Genomic DNA, 12,359 nt, shown 5'->3' on the forward strand with positions numbered 1-12,359 from the left:
ATGCCGTGCTCCTGGCGGTGGCGTGTGCTTGCACGTCGTCTCCGTCCGTCCGGACCCGGCGTCCCTGCCGTTCCGACCTGCGAACGGCTCCGCTGCCGCTCGCAGGACTAAATGTAGCGAGAAAATCGAATTCCGCAAGGAACTCGTCGCGCGATAGGGTCACGGCATGCCGCCACCCCGTGGAACGAGCGCAGAGACGCTGCTCGCGTACGCCTTCGACTCGTCGGCGTTCACCGCGACCGAGGCGATCGACGCCACCGGCCTGACCCGGTCCACCGTGCTGAGCGCGGCCGAGGAACTCGTCCGGCTCGGCTGGATGTGCGAGCTCGACGACGCCCGCGCCGCGGGGGAGTACCGGATGGGGCGCCCGGCCCGTCGCTACGCGCTCGACACCGCCGCCGGCGTCGTCGTCGGCGTGGACGCCGGGCAGCACCGGGTGACGGCGTTCGTCGCCGACCTGCGCGGCACCGTGCTGGGTCGTGCCGAGGGGGCGCTCGGCGAATCGGGCCTCGACGTGCCCGTGCGGCTCGGGGTCCTGGCCGACACCGTGGCGGCCGCACTCGCATCGGCCGACGTCGACCGCGCCCGGGTCCTGGTCACCGTCGTGGGCATCCCCGCACCGGTCGACGCGGCCGGGGCGTCACCCGACGACGGTGGCTTCTGGGTCCGGATGAACCCCGGGTTCGCCGACGCGGTGCCGCACGGGCGGGTGCTGGTCGAGAACGACGCGAACCTCGCCGCGCTCGCCGAACGGCCGTCCTCGGGAGACGCCTCGTTCGCCGCGCTGCTGTCCGGCGAACGGTTCGGTGCCGGGCTCGTCGTCGACGGGGTCCTGCTGCGCGGTGCCCACGGCGGTGCGGGGGAGATGCGGGTCCTCGAACTCGTCGAGGGTGTCGGCTCGTCCGACGGCATCGGTGCCGTCGCCCGCACGTTCGTGGCCGACGCCGTCGCCGCCGGGCTCATCCCCGCCGACACCGCGCTCGCCGCCGACGCCGCCCTGGTGTTCGCGGCCGCACGGAGCGGTGATCCGGTCGCCCGCACGATCGTCGACCGGTTGGGCGACCGCCTGGCCCGGGTCTGCATCCTGCTCGCGAGCCTGCTCGACATCGACCGCGTGGTGGTCGCCGGCGCGATCGCCCAGCCCGCCGTCGCCGTCATCGACCGCGCACGCGACCTGCTCGCCGAGGGGCACTTCGACCCGGTCCCCGAACTCGTCGCGTCCTCGCTCGGGGCCGACGTCGTCGTCATCGGGGCCGTGGCCCACGCGGTCGACGCGGTGCGGGCCGACCCGCTGTCGTTCCCCCTGCTCAGCCGGGCAGCGGGATCTCCCGATCGCGGTCCCACGGCTCCGTCCAGCCGAGCCGGGCGAACAGCGCATCCAGCAGCATCGCGGTGAACCCCCACACCAGGTGCTCGTCGCCGTCGGCCTCGATGGTGAACGCCGGGCCGCGCCACTCCTGACCACTGCGCCGGATCACGGTGACGCCCCGGTGCGCCGGGTCGAGCAGGTCGGCGACCGGTACCCGGAACACCGCGGCCGACTCCTGGTCGTCGACGACCCGGATCGGTGACGGGTCCCGCCACCAGCCGATGACGGGTCGCACCAGGTGGTTCGAGAACGCCAGCGGTACCGACGGCAGCGTGCCGAGCACCTCGACGCCCCTCGGGTCGAGGCCCGTCTCCTCCTGTGCCTCGCGGAGCGCAGCAGCGACGGCATCGGCATCACCCGGGTCGACACGGCCGCCCGGGAAGGCCACCTCGCCCGCGTGCGAGCGGAGGGTCGCGGCACGGGCGAGCAGCAGGACGTCGAGCTCGCGGGGGACCGCGGAGGCCAGCGCCGGGCGGTCGCTCGCGGTGTGGTCGAGCGTGCCGAAGAGCATGAGCACGGCCGCTCGTCGGGGCGAGAAGGTGTCGCCCGGCTCGAAGGGTGGCGCGGCGTCGCCCCAGCCGGCCGCTGCCACCGCCGCGAGTGCTGCCCGTGCTGATCCGTCCTGCGCCACCCGTTCACCCTAGGCGTGCCGCTGAGCCCTCCGGCCGGTGCGCCCGCTCAGGGTGCTCCCGGGTGGCGTGGGCAGGGTGATCAGAGCGAGGATCGCTCGGACAACCAGGAGAGACACGATGGACCGCTTCCGCTCACTGCCCCTCCCGGCGCTGCTGCCGATCCTGTTCGTCCTGGTCGGTGGCCTGTACTTCGCCATCGGTCTCGTGTCGGACCAGGACACCGACTCCCTGGTCGCGCGGGCCGTCGGCTCCTTCTTCTACGCCCTCGTCATGACGACCTTCTTCGGGTTCCTCATCGCACACCGGCGCCGTCGCGCAGGCGGGACGGAGACGGCGGCGGCGATCCAGCGTGCGGTCCGGAGCGGCGAGCTGCCCGAGCACGTCGACCACGTCGTGTGGACGCGCGAGCTCGAGTCGACGCGCAAGCGGTACCGCAACAACCGGGTCGTCGTGCCGGTCATGGTGGTGCTGTTCGCGGCGTTCTCCGTCTGGGCGGCGGCCACCGTCAGCCCGTTCTGGTGGCTCATCCTGGTGCTGTTCGTCGGGGCGTGCGCCTACTCGGTGTGGGAGACCCGACGGGCACTGCGGAACATCGAGCACCTGTTGACGGCACTGCGCGGCAGTTGGACCATCGACCAGCCCGACGCTTCCCGGACCGACTCGCCGGCGAACCAGGCGGGCTGATCCGAGCCCGGCCGTCGCACCGCTGTGGGGCACCGTGTCAGGATCGGCCGTCGCACGACATCTCTCAGTGAGCGCGCCCTGCTCCGACCGAAGGAGAGACACCCATGCACACCCGAACCCGCCTCAGCGTCACCGCACTGGCTGCCTGCGTCACGGTCGCCGCCCTCACCGGTTGCGCAACGAGCGCCCCGACTCCGTCGCCGTCCGCCACCACGGCGATCGCCGGGGACGAGACCCCGGTCCCGTCCACGTCGCCGACCGCGACGGACGCCCCCACTCCCGAGACCCCGTCGACTCCGTCGTCGTCTCCGTCGCAGGGGTCCGGGACACCGTCGCTCGCGCAGCACATCCACGACGAGTGCAGCAAGGGGGCCGCGGACGCCGGGGTCACCCTGACGTTCACGGAGGACCCGTCGGGGTACACGGGCAGCGACGGGACCTACCAGCTCATCTACCCCTTCACCTTCGACGACGGGCACACCGACCCGTACGCCATCTACAACTGCACGCTCACCGACGACACGGTCGACTCCTCGTACGTCAGCAGCGGGATGACCGACAGCCACTGACCACCGCCGGTGGCGGCACGGGCGGCGGACCGCCCGCGGATCAGGGCGGGGCGTCGCGGGACCAGTAGTCCGCTCGGATCACGAGGAACTCGCCCCGGACCTCCGACGTCAGGTTGACGACGCGCGGATCCCACAGCGTCCCGGGCAGCCTAGCGAACGGCTCGGTGCCCAACCTCGTCGACAGCTCGGCCGGGGTCGTGCCCGCTGGGGGCTGCACGGACACGAGTGCCCAACACCCGCCGGAGGCGCACCCCTCGTCCTCGTCGACCACCGTGCTCCCTGCCGGCAGGGGGATCGACGAGGTCGCCGGGACGTCGCCTTCGGTCGCGCCCGCGAACAAGACGGCGGTGCGCAGACCGAAGAACAGGGCCGCGGCGCCGACGATGAGGACGGTCGCGACGATCGCTCGTCGGGTGGTCGTCCGCGTCCTGGTCACCGTCGCAGCCTAGGCGGCGGCGCGGGCGGAACCCCGGACGTCGAGCCGATCCGGTCGACCGCCGCCGTGGCGAGAGCCGCGCAGGACCTACCCTGGACGGATGCTCTCCCGCCGCGACGCCGCCATCCGGCTCGACATCCCCCTCGAGATGGCGACCCACCACGGGCTGCCCGTCCGCCTCAGCGAAGCCGAGCTCGAGGCGATCGAGCAGGATCCGCCCGCCTGGCTCGTGCAGTCGCGCGCGAACCGCACCGGCACCAAGAAGGTCTGGGTGCGCCTGGAGTGCGTGGTCTGCCACTACGCCGAGACCGCGCGGCCGAAGAAGTGGTGGCCGGACTGGGACCACCTGATGTGCGACTACCACGCGCCGTACCAGGCGCCCGAGCCGACCGCCGGGCTGACCCGGCGCGAGGTCGAGGGCATCGGCAGCCGCTTCGTCGCCCTCGTCGACGAGCGTCGCTGAGCCGGTCGCGACCACGTGACGGACGGGAGGCCCGGTGCCAGCTGGCACCGGGCCTCCCGTCCGTGACGTGCGGACCTGCGGACGCTACTCGGTCGTCGAGACCCAGTCGATGAGCAGGTTGCCCTCGTCGCCCCAGTTGCCGACCTGGAACATGAACCGGTGCGGCGTGGTGGGCACGTCCTCGGTGATGGTCCGCAACTCGGTGCCGTCGACGCTGTACGTGACGGATTCGCCGGGCACCCAGTCCACCGTGTAGGTGTGCCAGTCCCGCCACGAGACGCCGGTGTCGACCTGGACGCGCTCGGCTTCCCGCCCCGGCGTCATCGAGTGGTGGAACACGGACGGGTTCGACTCGAAGTTGCCCTCGGGGAAGTCGATCTCGCCGTCGGACCACACGTTCGACGTCGGCCACAGCATGAACGCCGCACCGTTGCCGTCGCCACCGGTCGCCTTCGCGCGCACGGAGAACGAGCCGCCGACGTGGTCCCACGCGCCGTCGGCGGAACCGAACGTGCCCGCTGCGCCGGCACCGGTGCCGAGCGCGACGTCGAGGACGCCGTCGTGCACGGAGACGGTCCGGCTCGGGGCGTAGATGCCGGAGGTGCCGTCGGGGTAGGGCTGCCACGACTGCGGGTAGGCCGCGGTGACGAGACCCGTCGCGGCCGGCACGTCGAAGTCCTCGACGAACGAGACGTCGGGGGCGATCGCCGCGAGGTCGGCGAGCGACGCGGGCTCCGGTGCCGGGTCGGCCTCGGGGTCGTCGTCGGCGGGTCCGGCCTCGGCGGGTGCGGTGGCCTCGTCGGGCTGCACGGTGTCCTCGACCGGCGCCGAGGCGGCGTCGTCGACGGGCGTCGGTTCGTCGGCGGGCGGAGCGGGCTCGGCGGTCACGGTCGACTCGTCCGCAGGCTCCGGGGAGTCCGTCGGTGCGGGGACCGGGGCGGCGCTCGGCGGTCGGTGTCCGCCGTCGCGCCAGTCGCACCACGGGTGGGCGGCGGCGGCGGTGGGGACGCCGATGACCAGGGCGCTGGCGGCCGCTGCCACCAGGACGGCGCGACGCCGGCGGTTCACCGCGGGCTCCGGCGGGTGTGGGTGCGGGTGTCTGGGGTCGTGCCGCGCGTGGGCGTGCACGTGCTTCGGGTCGTGATGACGGGCTCCTCGGGTGCTTCGGGCGCAGGATGCGGGGAGGGACGGCGCGTCAGCCGGCCGGGTGCCGAGGGGATCGTTGACGCGTCCACGGACATCTTGCACCATGCGTGCCCCGTTCGGGGGGTGTCACGGAAATCGGAGGACGGGGTCCGGTGTCCTCAGGGGCGGGGGATCGGCTGCAACCGCTGCAGCTGGGTGACGTGTGCCGGTTCGAGTTCGTCGAGTGTGGCGACGCCGAGCAGGCGCATGGTGCGTTCGATCTGCTCGGTGAGGATCTGGATCACCCGGTCGACCCCGGCCTCGCCGCCGGCCATGAGCCCGTACAGGTAGGCGCGGCCGACCATCGTGAACCGTGCGCCGAGGGCGACCGCGGCGACGATGTCGGCACCGGACATGATGCCGGTGTCCAGGTGCACCTCGGTGTCCCCGCCGACCTCCTTGACGACGTTCGGGAGCAGGTGGAACGGGACGGGGGCGCGGTCGAGCTGCCGGCCGCCGTGGTTCGACAGGGTGATCCCGTCGACACCCATCGACGCGAGCCGCTTCGCGTCGGCGAGGGACTGGACGCCCTTCACGACGACCTTGCCGGGCCACTGGTCGCGGATCCACGCGAGGTCCTCGTAGGTGACGGTCGGGTCGAACATGTGGTCCAACAGCTCGCCGACGGTCCCGGACCACCGGTCGAGCGACGCGAACGCGAGGGGTTCGGTGGTGAGGAAGTCGAACCACCACCACGGCCGCGGGATGGCGTTGATCACCGTCTTCGGCGTGAGCTGCGGCGGGATCGAGAACCCGTTCCGCTTGTCCCGCAGGCGTGCACCGGCGACCGGGACGTCGACCGTGACCAGTAGCGTGTCGAAGCCGGCGCGCGCGGCTCGGTCGACGAGCGCCATCGACTTGTCGCGGTCCTTCCACATGTACAGCTGGAACCAGTTGCGGCCGTGCGGGTTCGCGCCCTGGACGTCCTCGATCGCGGTGGTCCCCATCGTGGAGAGCGAGAACGGGATGCCCGCCCGCCCCGCGGCCCGCGCCCCGGCGCGTTCGCCCTCGGTCTGCATCATCCGGGTGAAGCCGGTCGGGGCGATCCCGAACGGCAGGGCGGTGGGCGCGCCGAGCACGTCGCGGGAGGTGTCGACCGTCGACACGTCGCGGAGGATCGCCGGGGTGAACTCGATGTCCTCGAACGCCTGCCGGGCACGGGCGAGGGAGATCTCCGCCTCGGCGGCGCCCTCGGTGTAGTCGAACGCCGCCTTCGGGGTGCGGCGGGCTGCGATGTCGCGCAGGTCCCAGATGGTGAGCGCGGACTCGAGACGCTGGCGCCGACCCGGCAGCGAGGGCTTCTTGAACTGCATCAACGGCGCGAGGTCGCGGACGGTCGGCAGCTGGCGTCGGACCCGCGTCCGGGCGGTCGAGGCCGGACTCGTCGTCGGTGCCGGGGCACCGGTGGCGGGGTCGACGCGGTGCTGGTCGTCGCTCGAGGTCATGGAGACATCCTACGTCTCGGGCATCTGGGCGGGGAAGGGCCACCTGCCCGCGGGTCGACCCGGGCAAACGGTCGGACCTCTCCCGGTCGTCGCTGCCGTCGGCTGCTGTCGACCACCACCGCCCGCCCCGCCATCGGGGGATGGGCGGGCGCCGTCCGGAACCCTACGGTGGACGCATGCGACACCTGCGTGGCCGGAACCCCTACCAGTTCGCCCTCGGCGCCATCGCCGCGGTGGGCGGTGCGCTCATCGTGCTGAACGTCGTGGTGCAGATGGTCGCGCCACCGTCGGACTCCGGTTACGCGTACGTCGCGGGTGGGTACGCGTCGGGAGCATCGACGCTGGTGGCGTTGTTCGGGTTCATGGCGGTGCTGGCGACCATCGCGTGGCTCGTGGTCGGGGCACTCCTGTGGGGTCCGCGCCGGACGCCGGACACGGACACCGACACGGTGGCCGACTGAGGCCCTGCGGGCAGGTCCTCGCGCCGCTCGTCACCGGGGCAGGCGGGCCAGCACCTCCGCCGCGCGGGCAGCGTCGTCGTCGGAGACGTCGAGATGCGTCACCAACCGCACCCGACGCGGACCGAGCTGCATCACCCGGACCCCGGCGGCGGCCGCAGCGGCCACGAACGCCGGCGGATCGGACACCTCGGCGAACACGATGTTCGTCTCGACGGTGTCCGGATCGACGTCGAGTGCCGCGGCGAGCACCCGGGCGTTCGCGTGGTCCTCGGCCAGCCGCTCGACGTGGTGCGTCACCGCGAAGCGCGCCGCCGCCGCGAGGAACCCGGTCTGCCGCATACCGCCGCCGTACCGCTTCCGCCAGATCCGCGCCGCCGCGATGCGTTCCGTCGAGCCGACGAGCACCGAGCCGACCGGTGCGCCGAGGCCCTTGGACAGGCAGACGGACACGGTGTCGAACCCGGCGGCCAGCTCGTGCAGCGGGGTGGCCGAGGCGACGTGCGCGTTCCACAGCCGGGCGCCGTCCAGGTGCACCGCGATCCCGTGCTCCCGAGCGAAGGCCTGCACGGCGGAGACCTCGGACGCGGGCTGCACCGTGCCGCCGCCGAAGTTGTGCGTGTTCTCGACCGCGATCGCGGTGGTCGACACCGAGTAGGCGCCGGCGTTCGGTTCGGCGATGTCCCGCACGGCCGAGGCGACCAGCCGCCCGCGGTCGGACGCCCAGGTGCGGGTGGTGATGCCGGAGAACACCGCGGCGGCGCCGAGCTCGGCCCGCACCACGTGGGCCTGCTGGTCGGCGACGAGTTCCTCGCCGAGGCCGACCAGCAGCCGCAGCCCGAGCTGGTTCGCCATCGAACCGGTCGGGGTGAACAGGCCGGCCTCGTGCCCGAGCAGTGCCGCGACGTCCTGTTCGAGCAGGTTCGTCGTCGGGTCCTCGCCGAAGACGTCGTCGCCGACCTCGACGTCGAGCATCGCTGCGCGCATCGCGGCGGTCGGACGGGTGACGGTGTCGGAGCGGAGGTCGATGAACGCGTCGGTCACCAGGCAACGCTAACCCGCGACCGGCGCGGCGCACGACCGCCGTGGCTACCGTGGTGGACATGCAGCCGCCCGCCGCCGGGACCCTCCGGATCCTCCACCTGTCCGACACCCACCTGACCGGCGACGGAGCCCTGCACCAGGGGTCGGTCGACACCACCGCCGCGCTCGACCGCCTGCTCGGCCACCTCGACGACCTGCCCGGCGTCGGGCTCGTCGTGGTGTCGGGCGACGTGTCCGAGGACGGCAGCCCGGCCTCGTACACCGCGGTGCGCGAGCGGATCGGTGGCTGGGCCGAGCGGCACGGAGCGGCCCTCGTCGCCGTGCCGGGCAACCACGACCTGCGCGACGGCTTCCGGCAGGTGCTCGCGAACGGTCACGTGCTGGGCGAGGGCGGTCAGCCGCTGGCGCACACGATGGAGTACCTGCCGCCCGAGGTCCCGGTGTCCGGGCAGTCGGTCGTCGCCGGCCGCCGCATCGTGACCGTCGACACGAGCGTCCCCGGCGCCGGGTACGGCGAGATCGACGGGACGTCGCTCGAGCGGCTCCACGCGGCGCTCGCCGGCGAACCCGCTCCGCACGGCACCGTCGTCGTCCTGCACCACCCGCCCCTGCCGGCTCCGACCGAGCTGCACGAGGCCCTGCGGCTGCAGAACCCCGACGCGCTCGCCGAGGCCCTGCGTGGCTCGGACGTCCGCGTCGTGCTCGGCGGCCACTACCACCACCACTTCGCGGGATCACTGGCCGGCGTGCCGGTCCTGGTCGCGCCCGGGGTCGCGAACGACACGGACGTCACCGGCGCCCACGACGAGGAGTCGGCGACCCTGGACAGCGGCGCGCTCGTCGTGGACGTCGCCGCGGACGGCTCCGTCTGGTCGACACCGGTGCGCGCGACGCGTCCCGAGGGCGAACCGCTCGCGTTCCACATCGACGCCGCCACGGTCGCGTCGGTCATCGCGGCGGCCGGCAAGCACTGAGCGCTCGCCTGCGCGCTGGACGCGCGCCGTGACGGACGGGAGGCCCGGGGCCGTGTCCGCCACGGGCCTCCCGTCCGTCACCGGGTCCCGTCCGTGTGTCGGTACCCCGCCTGTTCGGGTTGCACGCGGGAACACCGAGTAGGCCGGAGCGACACGGAGCAGAGGAGCAGCCATGCGGATCGGCAGTGCAGTCCAGTACGACCGGTACGGCGACTTCGACGTCGTCGAACTCGTCCCCCAGGAGAAGCCGTCGGCCGGCCCCGGAGAGATCGTCGTCGAGACCGTCGCCGCCGGCCTGAACCACATCGAGCGGTTCCTGCGCGAGGGGAAGCTGCGCGACCACGTCGACCTGGAGTTCCCCGCCCGCCAGGGTGTGGACTTCGCCGGCATCGTGCGCGCGAAGGGCGACGGGGTGAAGGACCTGCGGGTCGGTGACGAGGTGATGGGCCACGCGCCGAACGGCGGAGCGCACGCCACCTGGATCGTCGTGCCGCGCGGCGCCGTCATCAAGAAGCCGGAACACGTCGGGTGGGAGGTCGCCGGCGGCCTGTACCTGGCGGGGTGCACCGCGGTGTCGGTGGTGCGATCGCTCCGCCTGGGGCCCGAGGACACCGTCGTCGTCACCGCGGCCGCCGGCGGGGTCGGTCACATCGAGTGCCAGCTGGCGCACGACGCCGGAGCGACCGTGATCGCCCTCGGCAGCGCACGCAACCACGACTACCTGCGCCAGATCGGGACGCTGCCCGTCGTGTACGGCGAGGGCGAGGAGGACCGCATCCGCGCCATCGCCGGCGGGCGCCCGATCACGGCCTTCATCGACAACCACGGCGAGAGCAACGCGGAACTGCTGGCCGAGCGGCTCGGCGTCAGCGAGAAGCGGTTCGTGTCCTCCGAGGAGCGCCGCGACATCGAGGTGCGGTTCCTCCGCGCCCCCGCCGAGGACGAGGAGACCCGGGAACTCCTGACGCTGCTGACGAAGGCCGTGCAGGACCGACGCGTGCAGGTGCTCATCTCGGGCTTCTACCCGTTCGAGTACATCGTCGAGGCGTACGAGGACCTGGCCGAGATGAAGTCGCGCGGCAAGGTCGTGATCGGCATGCAGACCGTCGAGACCGGGGCACGGCTGGACTGGTACCGCTCCGAGAAGGCCCGTGACCTGCGCGACCGGTACGCCGAGGCGCGGGGGACCGACACGGAGACGATGGCCGGCGGATCGGCGACGCCCGCGAGCTGAGGTGTGGGCGCGGTCGGCACCACGGTGCCGGCCGCGCTCCGTCAGCTCAGGATGTCCTTCGAGGCGAACCGGCTGTACGCGAGCGCCCCGAAGACCACGACGTACCCGAGCTGCAGGACGGCGTTCGCGCTGAACGAGTCGAACGCGATCGGGTCGCGCAGCAGGTCGCCGAACCCGAGCCACTGGTGCGAGAACAGGAACGGGTGCAGCCAGTCGAGCTGGGGGAGCTGGTCGAGCACCTGCGACGCCCCGGCGAGCACGACGGTCGCGGCCATCGCGCCCACCGGCACGTTCGTCAGCGTCGAGGCGAACATGCCGATCGCCACGAGTCCGAGCATCGACATCGCCACGTACAGCGCCAGCAGCAGCGCGCGCCCGGCGTACGACCAGCCGCCCACCTGCGTGCCGGACAGCAGCGTCACCGGGCCGATCGGGAAGAGGACCGCGCCGATCGCGGCCCCGACCAGCACGACGAGCAGCGTGGCGGCGAGGCAGAACGCCACCGCCCCGGCGAACTTCACGAGCACGAACCGCAGCCGGCCCGTCGGTGCGACGAGCAGGTAGCGGATGGTGCCGTGGCTCGCCTCGCCCGCGACGGTGTCACCGGCCACCACGCCCACCGTGAGCGGCAGGAACAGCGGGATCGACACCGTCAGGGCGGTGAAGGCCACGAACAGGCCGTTGTTGGTGATGTCGCCGAGGAACGCCGGCCCGCCGTCGTCGCCGTCGGTCGTCAGCTTGACGGCGACGGCGATCAGGATCGGCACGAGCGCGAGCGCCCCGAGCATCGCCCAGGTGCGCCGGCGTCGGAAGACCAGGGCGAGTTCGGATCCGAGCAGGGCGAACGGGCGCTGCCGGCGTGCGGTCGGCACGGCGGCGTCAGGCTGCGACATCGAATCCCTCTCCGGTGAGCGCGACGAACAGGTCCTCGAGGGTGCCGCCGCCCACCGCCACGCCACGCACCCGCACGTCGGCGCGGACGAGTTCGGCGGTGATGGTCTCCGGCAGCAGCTCGTGCGGCAGGTCGGCGACCAGGACGTCGGCGCCGCCGTCGTGCCGGGGTGCGAGTCCGAGCCGGGTCAGCACCGTGGCGGCCTGCCCGACGTCCGGCGTGCGGACGGTCACGGTGCGGGCTCCGGCGGCCCGGAGTTCGTCGAGCGGACCCTGGGCCACGATCCGACCCGTCCGCATCACCGCGGCGTGCGTGCACACCTGCTCGATCTCGGCGAGCAGGTGGCTCGACACGAACACCGTCGTGCCGTCGTCCGCCAGGGAGCGGATGAGGTTGCGGACCTCGCGGGTGCCCTGCGGGTCGAGGCCGTTCGTCGGCTCGTCGAGCACCAGCAGGTCCCGCGGCGAGAGCAGGGCGTTCGCGAGCCCGAGCCGCTGCTTCATGCCGAGCGAGTACGCGTGCGCCTTCTTGTCGGCGGCGTGGGTCAGTCCGACGCGGTCGAGGGCGCTCGCCACGCGAGCCTTCCGGGTGCGCGGGTCCGAGGTGGGGTCGGCGGCGTCGAAGCGCTGCAGGTTCGCACGGCCGGACAGGTACGGGTAGAACGCCGGCCCCTCGACCAGTGCTCCGACCCGCGGCAGGACGTCGTGCAGCGCCGTGGGCATCGGTCGGCCGAGCACCTCGATCGTGCCGCCCGTCGCGCTCGACAGGCCCAGGAGCATCCGGATCGTGGTGGTCTTGCCGGAACCGTTCGGTCCGAGGAACCCGAAGACGGCCCCGCGCGGCACCGCCAGGTCGATGCCGTCGACCGCGCGTTGCCTGCGGAAGACCTTCTGGAGGCCCGTGGTGCGGATCGCGAGGTCGGCTGCGGTCGGGGCCGTGGGTGCGTCGGGCACGGCCGTGCCCACGCTCGGGTC

General features: G+C 73.0%; 14 protein-coding genes. 7 read left to right on the top strand and 7 right to left on the bottom strand.

The genetic code is table 11. The features are described from left to right. Nucleotides 1-166 precede the first annotated feature (166 nt). Nucleotides 167-1,396, top strand: coding sequence for an ROK family protein (locus LEL83_RS00530; RefSeq protein ID WP_225557311.1), 1,230 nt, complete (start codon nt 167-169; stop codon nt 1,394-1,396). Here the strand turns inward: LEL83_RS00530 and LEL83_RS00535 are convergent. Beyond that, nucleotides 1,308-2,000 carry an NUDIX hydrolase gene (locus LEL83_RS00535; protein ID WP_372454418.1) on the bottom strand — a complete coding sequence of 231 codons (693 nt, stop codon included), beginning with the start codon at nt 1,998-2,000 and terminating at the stop codon, nt 1,308-1,310. The genes LEL83_RS00530 and LEL83_RS00535 overlap by 89 nt on opposite strands. A gap of 118 nt (nt 2,001-2,118) precedes the next feature. Between LEL83_RS00535 and LEL83_RS00540 the strand changes: the two genes are divergently transcribed. Both LEL83_RS00540 and LEL83_RS00545 read left to right on the top strand, forming a co-directional pair. Next, entirely contained in the window at nt 2,119-2,685 is a 567-nt protein-coding gene (locus LEL83_RS00540; RefSeq protein WP_225557312.1) for a hypothetical protein, read from the top strand. Nucleotides 2,686-2,789: 104 nt separating this feature from the next. Beyond that, nucleotides 2,790-3,254: a hypothetical protein gene (locus LEL83_RS00545; protein WP_225557313.1), complete on the top strand. Its 465-nt coding sequence runs from the start codon at nt 2,790-2,792 to the stop codon at nt 3,252-3,254. A 40-nt stretch (nt 3,255-3,294) separates the two neighbouring features. On the opposite strand, the gene LEL83_RS00550 is transcribed toward LEL83_RS00545, so the two are convergent. Next, nucleotides 3,295-3,690, bottom strand: a complete 396-nt coding sequence (locus LEL83_RS00550; RefSeq protein WP_225557314.1) for a hypothetical protein — start codon at nt 3,688-3,690, stop codon at nt 3,295-3,297. Nucleotides 3,691-3,790: 100 nt separating this feature from the next. Here LEL83_RS00550 and LEL83_RS00555 point away from each other — a divergent pair, with 100 nt between their 5' ends. Then, nucleotides 3,791-4,153, top strand: a complete 363-nt coding sequence (locus LEL83_RS00555; protein WP_198656507.1) for a hypothetical protein — start codon at nt 3,791-3,793, stop codon at nt 4,151-4,153. Nucleotides 4,154-4,237: 84 nt separating this feature from the next. Here LEL83_RS00555 and LEL83_RS16100 read toward each other — a convergent pair whose 3' ends face one another. Next, nucleotides 4,238-5,221: a glycoside hydrolase family 16 protein gene (locus tag LEL83_RS16100; protein ID WP_225557315.1), complete on the bottom strand. Its 984-nt coding sequence runs from the start codon at nt 5,219-5,221 to the stop codon at nt 4,238-4,240. A 236-nt stretch (nt 5,222-5,457) separates the two neighbouring features. Continuing rightward, nucleotides 5,458-6,651 (bottom strand): alpha-hydroxy acid oxidase, encoded by a 1,194-nt coding sequence (locus LEL83_RS00565; protein ID WP_225557381.1) that lies wholly within the window; start codon nt 6,649-6,651, stop codon nt 5,458-5,460. 308 nt (nt 6,652-6,959) lie between these two features. On the opposite strand from LEL83_RS00565, the gene LEL83_RS00570 reads away from it, so the two are divergent. After that, nucleotides 6,960-7,244 carry a hypothetical protein gene (locus LEL83_RS00570; protein WP_225557316.1) on the top strand — a complete coding sequence of 95 codons (285 nt, stop codon included), beginning with the start codon at nt 6,960-6,962 and terminating at the stop codon, nt 7,242-7,244. A 30-nt stretch (nt 7,245-7,274) separates the two neighbouring features. Here LEL83_RS00570 and LEL83_RS00575 read toward each other — a convergent pair whose 3' ends face one another. After that, entirely contained in the window at nt 7,275-8,285 is a 1,011-nt protein-coding gene (locus LEL83_RS00575; RefSeq protein ID WP_225557317.1) for a threonine aldolase family protein, read from the bottom strand. A 59-nt stretch (nt 8,286-8,344) separates the two neighbouring features. Between LEL83_RS00575 and LEL83_RS00580 the strand changes: the two genes are divergently transcribed. Continuing rightward, on the top strand, nt 8,345-9,259 hold the full coding sequence (locus tag LEL83_RS00580; RefSeq protein ID WP_225557318.1) for a metallophosphoesterase: 915 nt from the start codon (nt 8,345-8,347) through the stop codon (nt 9,257-9,259). 172 nt (nt 9,260-9,431) lie between these two features. Continuing rightward, nucleotides 9,432-10,493, top strand: a complete 1,062-nt coding sequence (locus LEL83_RS00585; protein WP_225557319.1) for an NADP-dependent oxidoreductase — start codon at nt 9,432-9,434, stop codon at nt 10,491-10,493. A 41-nt stretch (nt 10,494-10,534) separates the two neighbouring features. On the opposite strand, the gene LEL83_RS00590 is transcribed toward LEL83_RS00585, so the two are convergent. Then, a complete protein-coding gene (locus LEL83_RS00590) occupies nt 10,535-11,386 on the bottom strand; it encodes an ABC transporter permease (protein WP_225557320.1) in 852 nt (283 codons plus the stop codon). Beyond that, on the bottom strand, nt 11,373-12,338 hold the full coding sequence (locus LEL83_RS00595) for an ABC transporter ATP-binding protein (protein WP_225557321.1): 966 nt from the start codon (nt 12,336-12,338) through the stop codon (nt 11,373-11,375). The genes LEL83_RS00590 and LEL83_RS00595 overlap by 14 nt, the downstream gene beginning before the upstream one ends. Between the last annotated feature and the right edge of the window lie 21 nt (nt 12,339-12,359).

The organism is Curtobacterium oceanosedimentum (genome assembly GCF_020297365.1).
Taxonomy (GTDB): Bacteria; Actinomycetota; Actinomycetes; order Actinomycetales; family Microbacteriaceae; genus Curtobacterium.

Bases quoted from the DNA above. Each gene is read 5' to 3' on its own strand.
- LEL83_RS00530 (WP_225557311.1), top strand. From the start codon at position 167: ATGCCGCCACCCCGTGGAACGAGCGCAGAGACGCTGCTCGCGTACGCC.
- LEL83_RS00540 (WP_225557312.1), top strand. From the start codon at position 2,119: ATGGACCGCTTCCGCTCACTGCCCCTCCCGGCGCTGCTGCCGATCCTG.
- LEL83_RS00545 (WP_225557313.1), top strand. From the start codon at position 2,790: ATGCACACCCGAACCCGCCTCAGCGTCACCGCACTGGCTGCCTGCGTC.
- LEL83_RS00555 (WP_198656507.1), top strand. From the start codon at position 3,791: ATGCTCTCCCGCCGCGACGCCGCCATCCGGCTCGACATCCCCCTCGAG.
- LEL83_RS00565 (WP_225557381.1), bottom strand. From the start codon at position 6,651: ATGCAGTTCAAGAAGCCCTCGCTGCCGGGTCGGCGCCAGCGTCTCGAG.
- LEL83_RS00570 (WP_225557316.1), top strand. From the start codon at position 6,960: ATGCGACACCTGCGTGGCCGGAACCCCTACCAGTTCGCCCTCGGCGCC.
- LEL83_RS00580 (WP_225557318.1), top strand. From the start codon at position 8,345: ATGCAGCCGCCCGCCGCCGGGACCCTCCGGATCCTCCACCTGTCCGAC.
- LEL83_RS00585 (WP_225557319.1), top strand. From the start codon at position 9,432: ATGCGGATCGGCAGTGCAGTCCAGTACGACCGGTACGGCGACTTCGAC.
- LEL83_RS00590 (WP_225557320.1), bottom strand. From the start codon at position 11,386: ATGTCGCAGCCTGACGCCGCCGTGCCGACCGCACGCCGGCAGCGCCCG.